This window comes from Allomuricauda sp. CAU 1633 (genome assembly GCF_017313225.1).
Lineage (GTDB): Bacteria > Bacteroidota > Bacteroidia > Flavobacteriales > Flavobacteriaceae > Flagellimonas.
The window spans coordinates 341,088-357,366 of record NZ_JAFLNE010000001.1 but is presented as its reverse complement, the minus strand read 5'-3'; the positions used below and the strand labels follow the sequence as shown (position 1 = coordinate 357,366).

The window sequence follows — 16,279 nt, the reverse complement described above, 5'->3', positions numbered from 1 at the left end:
ACACTTTTGAATTTAGATCAGAATATTACAATTGCCATAAATGCATCCATTGATGCAGGAAAAGCCATCATGGAAATCTATACTTCCCCAGATTTTGAAACCGAGATCAAAGAAGACAATTCACCTTTGACCAAAGCAGACAAGGAATCCAACAAGGTCATTATGTCCTACTTGGAAAAGACAGATATTCCCATCATCAGCGAAGAAAACAAAATGTTGGGGTATGATGAAAGAAAAAATTGGGATTTATGCTGGTTGGTAGACCCATTGGATGGCACAAAGGAGTTCATCAAAAGAAATGGGGAGTTCACCGTTAATATTGCCCTGATCAAAGATGGAACCCCTATTTTAGGCGTAATTTATGTGCCTGTGACCATGGAGTTATACTATGCCAATGTTCAAACTAGAGAATCCTTTAAAAATATTTTGAATAACACAGAGGAAACCAATGCCCTTTTTTCAAAAGAAAACCAATTGCGTTTAAGTGACAATCAGAAAAAAGAACTTATTAAAGTGGTAGGTAGCCGGTCCCATATGAATGAGCAAACCGAAAACTTCATCAAGGATTTAGAACAAAAACACGATGAGGTGGAAATCGTTTCCAAAGGAAGCTCCTTAAAATTCTGTCTTGTGGCCGAAGGAAAGGCAGACGTTTACCCAAGAATTGCCCCAACCATGGAATGGGATACGGCAGCGGGCCATGCCATCTGCAAGGCAGTGGGCCTTAAAGTCACCCAATGGGAAACGGACAAAGAACTATCATACAACAAGGAAAATTTGTTGAACCCCTATTTTCTAGTGCACTAGATGGCTAAAGAGGTATCCTATAAAAGGCATTTGGCCAAGACCATAACATGGCGGTTGGTGGGTACCTTGGACACTATTTTGTTGTCTTGGGCCATCACCGGGAATCCATTTACAGGCTTAAAGATTGGTTTTGCTGAGGTCATTACTAAAATGACCCTGTATTATTTCCATGAAAGAGCGTGGGTGAAAATAGGAATAGGAGACAGTAGACGAAGACACATTTTAAAAACGGTTACATGGCGAGTCTTGGGAACCTTGGATACCATCTTGTTATCTTGGATCATATCTGGAAACCCTTTTACAGGACTAAAAATCGGTTTTGCAGAGGTCATCACCAAGATGATTTTGTATTACTACCACGAAAGGGCATGGTACCGAATTAATTACGGATTGGATAAAAGAAATCGGGCAAAGAAATGGAAGAGAACATCATAAGGCATGACTATAAAATTGGAGCAAACGAGAGAAGGAAGGCCAATGGCCATAATTCCTTCTTGATTTTCTTTACAGGGTTGTCCGGTTCAGGAAAGTCGACTATTGCCAATGGGGTGGAACAAAAATTGTTTGAAGAGGGCATAAAAACCTATACCCTAGATGGCGATAATGTTAGAAAGGGGATCAATAAAGACCTAACATTTTCCCCAAAAGATCGATCAGAAAATAACAGAAGGATTGGCGAAGTGGCCAATCTATTTGTAGATGCGGGGCTTGTGGTCCTGGCAGCGTTCGTGGCGCCTTTTATAAAGGATAGAAAGATGATTAAAGAAGCCGTTGGCGAGGACAATTATGTTGAGGTTTTTGTCAACACCAGTTTGGAAGAATGTGAGCGAAGAGACGTAAAAGGGCTGTATAAAAAAGCAAGAAAAGGAGAAATAAAAGATATGACGGGCATATCAAGTCCGTATGAAGTACCTTTGCGGCCAGATATTGTTCTTACGGAAAAAGAAACTGTTGAAGAAGCAGTGAACAAAATATATGAATTGATTCGACCCAAATTACAATTGTAATGAGTAAGTATTATTTGAACTATTTAGACGAGCTGGAATCCGAGGCCATTTTTGTGCTAAGGGAGGTTTGGGCTCAATTTCAAAACCCAGTAATTCTATTTTCGGGAGGGAAAGATTCCATTGTGGTCACCCACTTGGCCCGAAAAGCATTTTATCCCAGCAAAATACCCTTTGCTTTGATGCACGTGGATACAGGACACAACTTTCCAGAAACCATAAAGTTTAGGGACGACCTAATTGAAGAATTGGGCGTACGTCTCATTGTTGGATCGGTACAAGAATCCATAGACCAAGGAAGAGTAGCCGAGGAAAAAGGGAAAAATGCGACAAGAAATGCGCTTCAAATTACTACGCTATTGGACGCCATTGAATCCAATAAGGTGGATTGTGCCATTGGTGGCGGTAGAAGGGATGAAGAAAAGGCCCGTGCCAAGGAACGTTTCTTTTCGCACAGGGATGACTTTGGTCAATGGGACCCCAAAAACCAACGTCCAGAATTGTGGAACCTTTTCAACGGGAAGCATTTTGAAGGAGAGCATTTCCGGGTTTTCCCAATCAGTAATTGGACGGAAATGGATGTTTGGAACTACATCAACAGAGAAAATATAGAGATACCTTCATTGTATTTCGCACACGAAAGAGAAGTGGTCTGGAGAAGCAACTCCTGGATTCCCAATTCTGAGTTCTTGAAATTGGATGAGGGTGAAGAAGTAGTAACCAAAAAAATACGCTTCAGGACCCTTGGTGACATTACCATAACCGGGGGAATAGAATCCGATGCAGATACCGTTGAAAAAATAGCGCAAGAAGTATCGGCCATGAGACAAACGGAGCGAGGAAACCGCAGTGACGATAAACGTTCGGAAACTGCAATGGAGGACAGAAAAAAACAAGGATATTTTTAGAACAGCTATGTTGGACAACAATCAACTTTTACGATTTACCACGGCAGGAAGTGTGGATGATGGGAAAAGCACCCTCATCGGAAGACTACTATACGACTCAAAATCAATTTTTGAGGATCAATTGGAAGCCATTGAAAGCACCAGTAAAAAGAAGGGCCATGAAGGTGTGGATTTGGCTCTTTTTACAGATGGTCTTCGGGATGAAAGAGAGCAGGGAATTACCATAGATGTGGCCTACCGATACTTCACCACACCAAAACGAAAATTTATTATTGCAGATACGCCCGGGCATATACAATATACCCGAAACATGGTTACTGGAGCTTCAACGGCAAATGCAGCCATTATTTTGGTCGATGCCAGACATGGAGTTATCGAACAAACCAAAAGACATGCGTTCATTGCATCATTGCTTCAAATTCCCCATGTTATCGTCTGCATCAACAAAATGGATTTGGTGGATTTTTCGGAAGAGGCTTATAACAAAGTTATAGGACAATTTGAGGAGTTTTCATCCAAACTGCTAGTAAAAGATGTTCGGTTTATTCCAATCAGTGCCCTATTAGGCGACAACGTGGTGAACCGATCAGAAAACATGGATTGGTACCAAGGAGCCCCGCTTTTGCATACCTTGGAAACCATGCACATCAGTAGCGATATCAACAAAGTTGACGCCAGATTTCCGGTTCAGACCGTTTTACGACCACAAAGTGAAGAATTTAGGGATTATCGTGGATATGCTGGAAGGGTGGCAAGCGGTGTGCTGCGAAAAGGCGATGAGGTTACTGTGATGCCCTCAGGCTTTGTGTCAAAAATTAAGTCTATCGACTCATTTTCTGGCGAAGTTGAAGAGGCATTCGCACCAATGTCCGTATCCATAACACTAGAAGATGATATCGACATCAGTAGAGGCGATATGATCGTTCGTTCCAATAATAAACCTGAGGCACAACAAGACATAGAAGTAATGCTTTGTTGGTTAAACAATAGCCCGGCAAAACCTAGGGCAAAATATACTATCAAGCACACTTCAAACGAGCAGAAGGCCATGATCAACGAAGTGCTGTACAAGATTGATATCAATACCCTAAACAGAAGCACTGAGGATACGGAAATGTCCATGAACGACATCTGTAAGGTTCGTATTCGAACAACAAAACCGTTGATGATAGACCCGTATCGTGAGAACCGGACCACAGGGAGCATTATTTTGGTGGATGATGCAACCAATGAGACTGTGGCGGCGGGAATGGTGGTTTGATAAATTTAGGAATGGTTAAATAAAAGCCATGTAGAATTCATGATTGCTAAATACCTTTTGTTAATCCGAAGCAATTTGATTAAAAGGTCGGGGTCGGTTTTTCTACTTAGAATTTTTAGCATGTTGCTTGCATATCTAAACATGCTGTACATTTCAAATATATATGGTGCTGAAATATTTGGCAGATATTCTATTTCGCTGGCGCTTTGGCAACTTTTAATATTAGTTTTTTCATTTGGCTTGCCATTAACAATGGTCAAGTTAACAGCGGACACAAGGTTTTATAATCATGGAAGACCCATTAACAGCTATTTACAAAAATCAGCTTTTTTATTACTTTTTTCAGCTTTTTTTTGCACCCTAATCATTCAGTTGACCAAAGAATGGCTTGCTATACAGGTATTCAATGATTTTGAGTTGATAAAGTACTTTGAATATTTATCCTATTGCATTGGCTTTGGAATTTTCCACCTTTTTTTTGTCGAATTTATAAGGGGTAAGCAGCTTTTTAAAAAGTATGCTTTATTCTATTATGTTTTGCCCTATGTAATAACCATTCCACTTTTGTTCGTTTTCAATAATTTGGGCTTACCTGAAAGCAATACGATTTTTGCTTATGTATTGTCAATTAGTGTTTTGGCGATAATACTTTTTTTAAACGTTCCATTGAAAAAAACAAAAGAGCTTAAAAACTATCCTCAAAAAGACCTTTTGAACCTTTCTTTGCCCTTACTGTTTAGTGCACTTTTTATTTTTTTAAGCAATTGGACAGATGTCTTTATGCTTGGGGCAATGGCCACTAAAAGTGAAGTTGGCGTCTATAACGTTGCATACAAGTTGGCTGCCATTTCACTAATTGTAATTAATGCTGTGAATACGGTTATAGCACCACGGATTTCAGAATTATATAGCAACAATCAAATTTCGCAAATAAGCGACGAGGTTAAAAAGGCAACAAGACTAATAGCATTGGTTACATTGCCCGTGGTTTTGGTTTTAATAATATTCAGCAAACAGTTTTTAAATTTTTTCGGCGAAGATTTCATATCAGGTCAAAGGGTACTTTTGGTGCTGTCAATAGGCTTTCTGTTCAATGCTTTATCAGGAAGTGTTGGTCAGGTACTAAGTATGACCCAACATCAAAAACAGTTGAGAAATTTTACAATAGTAAGCACAATATTTAATGTTATTTTGAACTATATTTTAATTAATAGTCATGGTGTTCTAGGCGCTGCATTGGCAAGCGTGCTTTCAAACATATTGTTGAATGCCATGTGTATTTATTATATTAAAAAGAAATTTGACTTCTATGCTTTCATATTCTTTCATAAGTAGCAACAGCAGTAAAAGATACCTGTATTTACCGTTAACCTTTTTAAGAAATTGTAAATGAAGGCACTTTAAATCCATTGGGATATAGCACCACATTATGGCATTGTTTGAAGGCTTGCAATAAATTAAGAAAATGAGATAACAGTTAAAAAATAGAATTCTAAATGTTTAGATACCAATTGGCCACAAAAATAAACAACAGGATCAGCACCCTATTGTTTTTGTTGAAATACTCTTCTTTGATTCAAAAAGAGGGGAAAATAACGGTTGGATTTCGTGTTAAGCTGAATCCCTTTTGGTGGAAAAAGAACAAAAAGCTTTTAATAAACATGAAGAAAAATTCCAAGATTAAATCTGATGTATTAATTCAAGGAAGCGGTAAATTGATTTTAGGGGAAAATTCATTTATAGGGTCATTCAGTGTGATTGGAGTAAATGAAAGTATATCAATTGGAAAGAATGTATTAATTGCTCAAAGCGTATCAATAAGAGATACCGATCATGTATTTTCTGATCTGGATACACCAATAATTGACCAAGGCGAATCAACTGCTGGAGTTGTGATAAAAGATAACGTCTGGATTGGATATGGGGCAGTAATAACAAAGGGGATTACAATTGATTCAGGAGCCATAATAGCCGCAAATGCAGTGGTGACCAAAGATGTTCCAGAAAATGCCATTGTTGGCGGAGTACCAGCACGAATAATCAAGTATAGGGAATGAATGAAATTTCTTTTTTTTGCATAGGGGCCCAAAAGGCAGGAACTTCTACCTTGCATGATATTCTGGTTCAGAATCCAGATATTTACCTGCCAGATGTAAAGGAAACCCATTTTTTTAGAGACGATGAGAAATATAACTTGGGCAGGGCACATTACTTTAAAAAATATTTTTCCGCAAGGGAGAGTGACTTTCTGGGCGAAATTGACCCGGAATATTCTTACTTTACAGAATGCGCACAAAGAATAAAGGAGACTTTAGGGGACAGTATCAAATTTCTCTTCATTTTAAGAAATCCTGTTGATCGGGCATACTCCCACTATTTGATGACAAAGAGGAGGGGTTATGAAGAATTGGGGTTTATTGAAGCTCTTGAAAAAGAAAATTCGAGACTTTGCAACCACTGGGGTCGAATTCACCACAGTTATATTTCAAGGGGTATATATAGCACCCAAATAAACAGGTATACAAAATTGTTTGGTAAAAACAACCTTAAGATAATCTTGTTCGAGGATCTTATAAAAGATATGGAAGGAACTGTAAACTCCATTTCAAAGTTTATAGGACTGCCACCTTATGAATATGATTTTGATTTAAAAAGCAATATTGCATCTGAGCCTAAAAGTATATTATTGCGAAATTTTATTTTTAAGCCAAACTACATTAAAAAACTATTGGGCAAAATGATTTGGTCAGAAGAATTAAAAGCTAATATAATAACCTCTCTTAACAGGAAAAACCTCAAACCAGTTAAGAATAGCCTCCTTAGTAATAATCAAAAGAAGTTGGTACACGATCTATATTTTTCAGATGAAATAAATCTTCTGGAAAAAATAGTGGGGAGATCGTTGCAACACTGGAGATATGAATAAGACTTATAAAACCAACTTTTTGGTGTTGGGGGTTCCTAAAGCAGGGACTACCTCATTATATGAGTATCTTAAAGAGCACCCACAGATATACTTGCCATCCAAAAAGGAGTTACACCATTTTTCATATAGTTTAATAAGCCAAAGAACGCAAGGGCCAGGTGATAAGGATGTATTGCGTGAATTGACAAAAGAACCCGATCAGTATCAGAAGTTATATACTGGCGTTACAAGCAAGCATAAAGTAATTGGGGAAATCTCACCGTCCTATTATTATTTTATAAATAAGATCGGAACAGACCTGAAAAATAAGATGTCGGAAAATCCTAAGGTCTGCATAATACTTAGAAACCCTATATATCGCACATATTCCAATTACAAACATCAGGTAAGAATGGGATATGAAAAAGAAAGTTTTGATGTTGCCCTAAAAAACGAAGAGAAAAGAACGGAATATGGGTATGGAGATTTTTGGATGTATAAAAAGCACTCCTTTTATGCTGAAAATTTAAGGCAGACCATAAAGATCTTTGGAAAGGAGAATACCAAGGTCCTGATTTTTGAAGAGTTTATTCAAGAACCCCATAAAAGTTTAATAGAGTTATTTGATTTTTTGGAAGTTGACTCCGAGTTTAAACCAGATTCTTTGCGTAAAGTTTTTAATGAGGGCGGAGGTTATAACAACAATATGCTTAGCCGTTTTCTCTTGCAGCCCAATAAGTTTAAAAACTGGTTTAAAAAGATTGTTCCAAAGAATCTTTTAAATAAGCTCACAGGGTTTAAATCTTCTTATTTGTCCAAAAACAGCAAAAAATTCCAATCTATGGATGAAACCATGATAAATGAACTTGTGCAGTTTTTTAAGGAAGACGTGAATCAAGTAAAATCTATACTAAATAATCGAATAGACGTTTGGGATGAATTTAAATAGTGAAAGGGAGGAGAGGAATAAAACCTATTTGATTTTAGTGAATTATCGTTCTTGGAAAGATACTGTAGAGTGCTTGGAATCTATTTTAAAACTGACCAACCAAAATTTCCAGGTATTTATTATTGATAATTCCCCTGATCAAGAGTCTAGTAATTCAATAATGGAATGGGCCAGAGGAAATTATGGTGAGGTTAATACACAATTTCCAGATTTGGTTTTCCCTAGCTCTTCCCCAATTACCTTGAGATATTTAGAAGAGGAGGATTTAAAAGGCGTTAAAGATTTTCATGAAAAAATAATATTGGTTAAGGCAATACAAAACAAAGGGTTTGCTGCGGCAAACAATATTGCGCTGGAACACCTCCGTTCAAACCAAATGGGAAATTATATATGGCTTTTGAACAATGACACCGTGGTTGCTCCACATTCATTGGATTCTTTAATAGATGCTCATAACACTACTAAGGCAGATTTGATTGGCTCGTGTTTGTATGAATATTATGAAAGGGATGCCATTCAAAGTGTTGGAGGCACCTATACACCAATACTCGGGAGAATTCAACTTAAAAAAAATTTTGGAGATAAGTGTGATTATCCCATTGGAGCATCCATGTTTATTACACGACAGTTTTTAGATGAAGTAGGCTTAATGTGTGAAGATTATTTTTTGTTTTTTGAAGAATATGACTGGGTTTTAAGAGCAAAGAGAAAAGGTCTTGAATTTTACAATGAGGATAGATCAAAAATATATCATAAAGGAAGTGCAGCAATTGGAAACGCTTCTCTTCTAGCTGATTTTTACAGCATAAAAAGTAAAATCCTTTTTAATAAAAGATTTTTCAGAAGATCTTTTGCCGTATTTTGCTTTATTTTCGGTTCAATGTTTTGCCTTAACAGAATTAAGAGAGGACAATTTTCCAGAGCAAAACTGTTTTTCCAATTGCTTATGAACCCTAATCTTCAATTCCATGAGATTAAGCATAAATAAAATTTCTTTTTTCACACTTTTTTTAGATAACCTTTTTTTTCCAGTTGATCTAGGGTTTGACTTTAGGGTCAATTATATTTTTCAAGCCATTTTCATAGTGTATTTTTTTTTTACAAATAGGAACATAAAAATCAAACCTAAAATCGTGATGGTTTTATTAACGGTTTTTTCGTTGTTGCTTTTGTCCGCACTCATCAACGGGGCAAAGTTTCCGTTATTCATTAAACAAACAATATTAATAACATACCAATCAATTTTTGCATGGTTTTTAATCAATGCCTATAAATTTGATTTCTATAAAATAGCAAAGGATTATATTTCAATTTGTATTCTTATCTCGATTGTTGGGCTGGTTCAATTTATTTCATTTAAGATTGGGTTTGTACATGGAGCAAATTATTCTTTTTTGGGGTTCGACATGGGGAATCTAAAAATGCACAGTCATAGAGTGCAGTCATGGTTTCAAGAGCCCTCCTTTATGATTTATTCTTTGATTCCTGCTGTATTTATTTCATTCGCAAAATTTTTTAACATTACTAGTTTGATGGGTTATAAAACAGCATCATTAATTGTTCTTACAGTTATTTTGAGCAAATCTTCGTTGGGTTTTTTTGCATTGCTACTATGTCTTTTGTTAATTGTTTTTTCAAAATATCCAGTTGTCAAAAAGCCAATCTTCCTGTCAATTTTTGGCATAAGTACATGTATTGTTGCAATTCTGTTGTACAATGTTCCAGAAATGAAGTTCAGGGTAGATGATACTTTGGAATTGTTTACTTCAAACAAGGTTACGGCCAAACAGATAGACAAGACCAATTTAAGCACCTACGCCCTTTATAGCAATTACAGTATTGTAAAACACTCAATGTCTGAAAACCCTTTGTTTGGAGCGGGATTAGGACAATATCCGTTCATTTATGACAAAACCATTGAAGAGGTTGTGCCAAAATCAACCTATCGGGAAAATTTTAGGCTGAACCGTGAAGATGCCAATAGCCTGTTGTTTAGGTTATTAGCGGAAACAGGTCTTTTAGGAAGTATTTTGTTTGTCTTTTTTGTCTTCAATTATAGAATAAAATGGTCTGAAAGGACTTCAGACAACCATTTTTTTTGGACATTGAACAATGGCATATTTATTTTAATAATATTGCGTCTTCTTAGGCAAGGGCATTATTCTATGTTGGGGTTTGCTTTAATGCTTTTTATCTATTTTGAAACGTACACCAAAAACAAAAAAAATGTTTCGGACATTAAGGGCATACACAATACTTGATGTTTTTCGTTTGTCAAGGGATGTGTTGATAACTAAATTATTTTATGGCAGAAAGGTCAGAAAAATAAGGCAGCCTGCTTATTTTTTGAGTAAGGACCTTATTTTTTTCGGAGAAAAATTTACAGCAGGGCCAAATTTAAGAATTGAAGTATTGCCACAGAATCGGTTTAAGGGAAAGATTGTAAACCAGCAATGTACTCCCAAGGTAGTATTTGGTAAAAATGTAAAACTTAATAACAATGTTCATATAGGGTGCGCGTATGGAATTACTTTTGGCAATAATGTGTTGGTTGGGAGTAACGTCTTAATTACAGACCATAACCACGGAAACTATGATGATGCCAAAAGTATTTTACAACACCCTGATGAAAGGGATATCCATGGAAAGGCCATAAAAATTGATGATGATGTTTGGCTTGGAGAGAATGTATGTGTTTTGCCAGGGACAATATTGGGCAAAGGCACAGTTGTGGGCGCAATGTCAATGGTAAAAGGAGAATTCCCACCGTATTCTGTCATAGCCGGAAGCCCAGCAAGAATTCTTAAAATCTTTAATCCCCAAGAAAGAGCATGGGAGAAACAGTAAGAAAAAAATTGGTGATTTCTGCAGTAAATTTTGATTCTGGAGGGCCATTGTCAATATTGAACGACTGTTTGTCTTTTTTGAGTGATAAATATGGTAATAACTTAGAAGTTATAGCACTAGTTCATTCCAAAGCTCTAATTAAGGCAGATGGGATTAAGTTAATGGAGTTTCCAAAGTCAAAAAGAAGCTGGTTCAATAGAATGTATTATGAGTTTTTTTATTTTAACAAGCTATCTAAAACCATTAAGCCAGATTTTTGGTTGTCTCTACATGATATAAGCCCCAGAGTGGATTGTAAAATCCAATTTGTTTATTGCCATAACCCCACGCCGTTTTATAAAACTTCAATTAAAGACTTTTTTGTTAATCCTAAAGTATACCTCTTTTCCAAATTTTATAAGCACCTTTATAGGTTAAACATCAAAAGCAATAAATATATCATTGTTCAACAAGACTGGATAAGAAAGGAGTTCTTTAGGTTTTGGGGTTTAAAAAATATAGTTGTGGCTTATCCTAACACGCCAACAATAGAAAGGAACCAAGACTTTATTGAAGGCGAGAAAAAAATTCTTTTTTATCCAAGTTTCCCTAGGCCATTCAAAAACTTTGAAATTTTATGTGAAGCTATCTCACTTTTACCAGAAGACTTGCAAGGTAAATGTGAATTGAGAATTACAATTGACAAGAATCTAAATCCTTATGCAAAAAAGATTGTTCAGAAATATGGCAATATAAAGGCAATAACTTTTTTGGGGCTATTGACCAGAGAGCAAGTATTTGAAGAATATGCCAAAGCCAGTTGCCTTGTATTCCCATCAAAACTTGAAACTTGGGGCCTGCCAATTACGGAATTTAAGGACTTCAACAAGCCTATTTTATTGGCAAATCTACCTTATGCAAGGGAAACCCTGGGGAATTATGACAGCGTAAAGTTTTTTGACCCGTATAATGCTAAAGAGTTGTCAAATATCATCTCTAGGTATTTAAGAAACGATGACATCTTTGGAAGTAAAGTTGCAGATACCGTAGCATTTCCTTTTTGTATTGGTTGGAATGAATTGTTTAAGTTTCTTTTAAATGGAGAAGAACAATAAGATTCTAGGAGTTGATTTGAATGTTATTTTGTTGGGTGTGGTATGCCTTTTCCCATTGTTCAAGATATCATTCAATACATACTTGATTATTTTATGGGCATTTGGAGCCGCAATATTAAACTGGAAAAAAGCCCATGTCAATCTTAAATTAAAAAAAAATCTAATATTAGTTGCATCTCTGCCTTTTTTAATAATTGTAGTCAGCCTCTTTTATAGCAATGATATTTTTCACGGAGTAGAAAAGACAATACAAGCACTGCCCATATTGATTTTTCCTGTAGTGGTGTTTCTTTTTTATGATGGGTTTAAGAAAAAAGAAGTACTTTTTTTAATAATGGTTTTTTCCATTGTGTGCGTAACCCACTCTATTTACCTTAATTATAATTTTCTCTCTTCAGGGCTGTTCGGTTCCATAGGAGAAATTAGATTCTATAATAATCCGTTTAGGAGAATCGCACATCAACTTCAATGGGGAGATTTACACCCAACCTATGTTACCTTATGGTATGTTATGGCAATTGGCTTTTTTGCTAGCCGTATAAAAAAAACAAAAAATATTTTACGTGTTGCTCTATTAGTGTGCTTGATACTATACCTCTCTTTTACAATACTGTTGTTATCATCTAGAATAGGAATTTTAGCATTGTCCGTTATTTTTCTTATAAATGTCTTTTTCATAAGAAGCGCAAAAATTAAGGCCACATTAATTCTTCTGCTCACGGCTTCCTTTTTTTCCGCCCTTTTTTTTACACCAATGTTAAAATCAAGATTTCTACAAGAATTTAAGGTAACTAAACTAGCGCCTCCAGAAGGCAAGAGGCATAATTCAATAAATATAAGGGTAGGGATATATTCTTGTGCTGCTCAAATAATTAAGGAAAATAGTGCTTTTGGAGTAGGTATAGGTGATGTACAACATGAACTTGTACGTTGTTATGGGCAGTATAATACGGATGCATACCAATTAAAAAACTACAATAGTCATTCATATTATTTGAACGTCCTTCTTTTTGGAGGAATAATTGGCTTCCTCTTATTCATTTCTGCATTTCTATTTTTTGTTTTTGTTTCTTTTAGAAATAAAGATGTTCTGTATATTTCTTTTTTAACTTTGATTTTGATTTTCATGATTACAGAAAACATATTGAGCAGAAACCATGGCGTATTGTTCTTTGGGTTGTTCAATACAATTTTCTTAAACCACTACAAAGTGTATGCTAACAGGCTCTTTGGTTATATACCACAATTCAATAGAAAAGCTAGAAAAAACATTGAATAGTTTTTTGTCCATCCCATGGAATAAAAAATTATATGTAATTGATAATTCAGAAAACAATAATCTAGAGAAAGTTTTTAAGGGGTATCCAGAGGTACAGTATTATTTTGTGGGTAAGAATTTAGGGTTCGGAAAAGGACACAACTATATTCTGGATAAAATTGACAAAGACTCGGCCTTTCATCTTATCTTAAATCCAGACATTTATTTTGAACCCAATGTTACAATTGGGCTTATGGAGTATGCTAGGCATAACCTCAATGTCGGGATTATTGCTCCTTTAGTTTTTTTCCCCGATGGAACCCTTCAGCATTCTTTTAGAAGATATCCAAACCCCTTTGATCTAATTATTCGAAGGATTCCTTTTATTAAAGCCCTTTTTCATAATAAATATGAAAAAAACCAATATTTTCACAAAGAGTTGAACGCGCCTTTTGCGGTTGATAGCGTTATGGGTTGTTTTCAATTATTCAGAACAAACACTTTTAAGTTAATTAAGGGGTTTGATGAAAGGTATTTTATGTATATGGAGGACATTGATATCTGTAAGAAGGTTACTGAAACAGGTTTGGATGTGGTTCTACACCCTGGAGAAAAGATCGTTCATCATCTAGAAAAGGGATCTGCAAAAAGTTTTAAGCTCTTTAAAATACACTTGGAGTCCGCAATAAAGTATTTTAAAAAATGGGGGTGGTAAAATTATCTTAAGGCAATAATTTAGGGAGATTCAAAACTCTGAGTTTATTTTAACAGATTATGTTTTTCAGACAACATAGATATTCAAACCTTATCACCCCTCTATCATATGCTATAGACCTGATGGTTTTAAATATGTTTTTATACATTTTGCCCATCAACTTTCAAACGCCCTTGTTGATGCATCTGTATATAACAATGGCATGGATTGTTATCTCCACAAAAAATGAGTTTTATACCATATATAGGTTTGCCAAGGTAACCTATATTTTTAGGTTGATATTTGTGCAATTTGTTTTCTTCTTTTTAACACTCTATGCGTTCATAGGCTTTTTTAAGCAGCCCATCATTAGTAGGTTGGCACTTGGCGAGTATTTTGTAATAGTTTTACTGGTCATATCCATTATAAAGCTTTTGAGCTATGTCCTCTTGATGGAGTATCGGGAACGTGTGAAAGGTAATTTAAGGAACGTGGTCATTGTAGGGAAAAACAAAAAAACAGATCAGTTGCGCAAGGTGTTTCAAGGAAGGCAGGAGTTCGGATATAATTTTTTGAAACAGTTCTCGCCAAAAACTACAGGATTTGAACTTCAGGGGTGTTTCAACTATATTCTAGAAAATAATATTGATGAAATCTATTGTTCAGTATCTGAACTGAAAAATGAAGAGCTTACAAAGTTCATCAACTTTGCTGACAATAATTTAAAAACCCTCAAGTTTATTCCCGATAACAAAAACATCTTTGCCAAAAAGCTCAAATTTGAATACTATGATTACATCCCCGTACTTTCTTTAAGGGACATACCATTGGACAATCCCATAAATGCCTTTATCAAACGAAGTTTTGACGTTATTTTCTCTCTGATTATAATAGTTGGGCTGCTCTCTTGGTTAACCCCCATTTTGGCCATATTGATTACCCTTGAGTCCAAGGGCCCTGTATTTTTTAGACAAACACGTAATGGTATAGATAATAGGGAGTTCTATTGCTATAAATTTCGTTCCATGGCCCCAAACAAAAATGCAGATGATGTTCAGGCCACAAAAAATGATATGAGGATCACCAAGCTGGGTAGATTTTTAAGAAGTACCAGCATAGATGAACTGCCTCAATTTTATAATGTACTTTTTGGCACTATGTCTGTAGTGGGCCCCAGACCTCACATGGTTAAGCATACCAATGAATATGCAGCAAGTGTTGACAAATATATGGTGCGCCATTTTGTAAAGCCCGGCATAACGGGTTTGGCACAAATAAGAGGCTATAGGGGGGAGATTGAAACCGACTCCGATATACAAAATCGAATTAAATTCGATATTTTCTATATCGAGAACTGGTCCATTTTTTTGGACTTTAAAATCATGCTCCAGACCGTTTTAAATGTTTTTAAAGGAGAGGAAAAAGCGTATTGAGTCGAGAATTTAGTGTAGGTTAACCAGAAAAGTTTTTGATACGGACCATTATGGCCTAAGTTTGTTTTGATGAAGACAACAATTTATATCAAAAAATAAATGAAAAGAATCCTTATCACCGGGGCAGCAGGTTTTTTGGGCTCCCACCTTTGTGACAGGTTCATTGCAGAAGGCCATCATGTCATTGCAATGGATAACCTTATCACAGGAGATTTAAAAAACATAGAACATCTGTTTCCTCTGGAACGCTTTACGTTCTACCACCACGATGTGACAAATTTTGTCCATGTTCCGGGAGAACTGGATTACATTCTTCATTTTGCCTCGCCCGCGAGTCCAATAGATTATCTGAAGATTCCAATTCAAACCTTAAAGGTGGGTGCACTGGGAACACACAATTTACTGGGTCTTGCAAAGGAGAAAAATGCTCGTTTCATGATTGCATCCACTTCCGAGATATATGGTGATCCCTTGGTACACCCGCAAACAGAGGAGTACTATGGCAATGTAAACACCATCGGGCCAAGAGGGGTGTATGACGAAGCCAAACGCTTTCAAGAGTCCATTACTATGGCCTATCACAGATTCCATGGTTTGGATACGCGTATTGTACGGATATTCAACACCTACGGACCGCGAATGCGACTGAACGATGGTCGCGTAATCCCTGCTTTTATGGGACAAGCCCTTCGAGGGGAGGATTTAACTGTATTTGGAGATGGTTCACAAACCCGCTCCTTCTGCTTTGTGGATGATGAAATCGAAGGAATCTACCGTTTGTTGATGAGTGATTATACCCTCCCGGTGAACATTGGAAACCCCAATGAAATTACCATTAAGGATTTTGCCGAGGAAATCATCAAACTCACAGGCACGGACCAAAAAATTGTCTATAAACCATTACCTAAAGACGACCCCATGCAGCGTCAGCCCGACATTACCAAAGCAAGGGAAATTTTGGGATGGGAACCCAAAGTAGGACGTGAAGAAGGAATGCGAAAAACATTCGAGTTTTTTAAAGGACTAACCAAGGAAGAACTCGAAAAAACAGAACATCGCGATTTCTCTACCCGCAATAAAAAGTAATTTTCATTTTAAAGGGGCATCTAAACAGCGTAT

The 16,279-nt window shown here is 36.2% G+C and carries 17 protein-coding genes; all 17 read left to right on the top strand.

Annotation, left to right across the window (positions count from 1 at the left end; genetic code table 11):
* Positions 1-6 precede the first annotated feature (6 nt).
* The 17 genes from cysQ (at position 7) to J0X14_RS01585 (ending at position 16,246) form a co-directional block, all read left to right on the top strand.
* Positions 7-807, top strand: a complete 801-nt coding sequence (gene cysQ, locus J0X14_RS01665; protein WP_262897091.1) for a 3'(2'),5'-bisphosphate nucleotidase CysQ — start codon at positions 7-9, stop codon at positions 805-807.
* Positions 808-1,242: a DUF2061 domain-containing protein gene (locus tag J0X14_RS01660; RefSeq protein WP_207096017.1), complete on the top strand. Its 435-nt coding sequence runs from the start codon at positions 808-810 to the stop codon at positions 1,240-1,242.
* A complete protein-coding gene (gene cysC / locus J0X14_RS01655; RefSeq protein WP_207096016.1) occupies positions 1,224-1,814 on the top strand; it encodes an adenylyl-sulfate kinase in 591 nt (196 codons plus the stop codon). Before J0X14_RS01660 ends, cysC begins: the two co-directional genes overlap by 19 nt.
* Positions 1,814-2,719, top strand: coding sequence for a sulfate adenylyltransferase subunit CysD (cysD, locus tag J0X14_RS01650; protein ID WP_207096015.1), 906 nt, complete (start codon positions 1,814-1,816; stop codon positions 2,717-2,719). The genes cysC and cysD overlap by 1 nt, the downstream gene beginning before the upstream one ends.
* 7 nt (positions 2,720-2,726) lie before the next feature.
* Positions 2,727-3,980 carry a sulfate adenylyltransferase subunit CysN gene (gene cysN, locus J0X14_RS01645; RefSeq protein WP_207096644.1) on the top strand — a complete coding sequence of 418 codons (1,254 nt, stop codon included), beginning with the start codon at positions 2,727-2,729 and terminating at the stop codon, positions 3,978-3,980.
* A gap of 39 nt (positions 3,981-4,019) precedes the next feature.
* Positions 4,020-5,315 (top strand): flippase, encoded by a 1,296-nt coding sequence (locus tag J0X14_RS01640; protein ID WP_262897090.1) that lies wholly within the window; start codon positions 4,020-4,022, stop codon positions 5,313-5,315.
* A gap of 161 nt (positions 5,316-5,476) precedes the next feature.
* On the top strand, positions 5,477-6,037 hold the full coding sequence (locus J0X14_RS19025; RefSeq protein ID WP_242527888.1) for an acyltransferase: 561 nt from the start codon (positions 5,477-5,479) through the stop codon (positions 6,035-6,037).
* A complete protein-coding gene (locus J0X14_RS01630; RefSeq protein ID WP_207096013.1) occupies positions 6,034-6,906 on the top strand; it encodes a sulfotransferase family protein in 873 nt (290 codons plus the stop codon). Before J0X14_RS19025 ends, J0X14_RS01630 begins: the two co-directional genes overlap by 4 nt.
* Complete coding sequence (locus tag J0X14_RS01625; protein WP_207096012.1) at positions 6,899-7,834, top strand: sulfotransferase family protein; 936 nt, start codon at positions 6,899-6,901, stop codon at positions 7,832-7,834. Before J0X14_RS01630 ends, J0X14_RS01625 begins: the two co-directional genes overlap by 8 nt.
* Entirely contained in the window at positions 7,821-8,822 is a 1,002-nt protein-coding gene (locus J0X14_RS01620) for a glycosyltransferase family 2 protein (protein WP_207096011.1), read from the top strand. The genes J0X14_RS01625 and J0X14_RS01620 overlap by 14 nt, the downstream gene beginning before the upstream one ends.
* Positions 8,803-10,095: an O-antigen ligase family protein gene (locus tag J0X14_RS19170; RefSeq protein ID WP_317194403.1), complete on the top strand. Its 1,293-nt coding sequence runs from the start codon at positions 8,803-8,805 to the stop codon at positions 10,093-10,095. Before J0X14_RS01620 ends, J0X14_RS19170 begins: the two co-directional genes overlap by 20 nt.
* A complete protein-coding gene (locus J0X14_RS01610) occupies positions 10,061-10,681 on the top strand; it encodes an acetyltransferase (RefSeq protein WP_207096009.1) in 621 nt (206 codons plus the stop codon). The genes J0X14_RS19170 and J0X14_RS01610 overlap by 35 nt, the downstream gene beginning before the upstream one ends.
* Positions 10,666-11,775, top strand: a complete 1,110-nt coding sequence (locus J0X14_RS01605) for a glycosyltransferase (RefSeq protein ID WP_207096008.1) — start codon at positions 10,666-10,668, stop codon at positions 11,773-11,775. The genes J0X14_RS01610 and J0X14_RS01605 overlap by 16 nt, the downstream gene beginning before the upstream one ends.
* On the top strand, positions 11,759-13,054 hold the full coding sequence (locus tag J0X14_RS01600; RefSeq protein ID WP_207096007.1) for an O-antigen ligase family protein: 1,296 nt from the start codon (positions 11,759-11,761) through the stop codon (positions 13,052-13,054). Before J0X14_RS01605 ends, J0X14_RS01600 begins: the two co-directional genes overlap by 17 nt.
* Complete coding sequence (locus J0X14_RS01595) at positions 13,047-13,748, top strand: galactosyltransferase-related protein (RefSeq protein WP_207096006.1); 702 nt, start codon at positions 13,047-13,049, stop codon at positions 13,746-13,748. Before J0X14_RS01600 ends, J0X14_RS01595 begins: the two co-directional genes overlap by 8 nt.
* Positions 13,749-13,807: 59 nt before the next feature.
* Positions 13,808-15,160, top strand: coding sequence for an undecaprenyl-phosphate glucose phosphotransferase (locus J0X14_RS01590; RefSeq protein ID WP_207096005.1), 1,353 nt, complete (start codon positions 13,808-13,810; stop codon positions 15,158-15,160).
* A gap of 99 nt (positions 15,161-15,259) precedes the next feature.
* Positions 15,260-16,246: a UDP-glucuronic acid decarboxylase family protein gene (locus tag J0X14_RS01585; RefSeq protein WP_207096004.1), complete on the top strand. Its 987-nt coding sequence runs from the start codon at positions 15,260-15,262 to the stop codon at positions 16,244-16,246.
* Positions 16,247-16,279 lie beyond the last annotated feature (33 nt).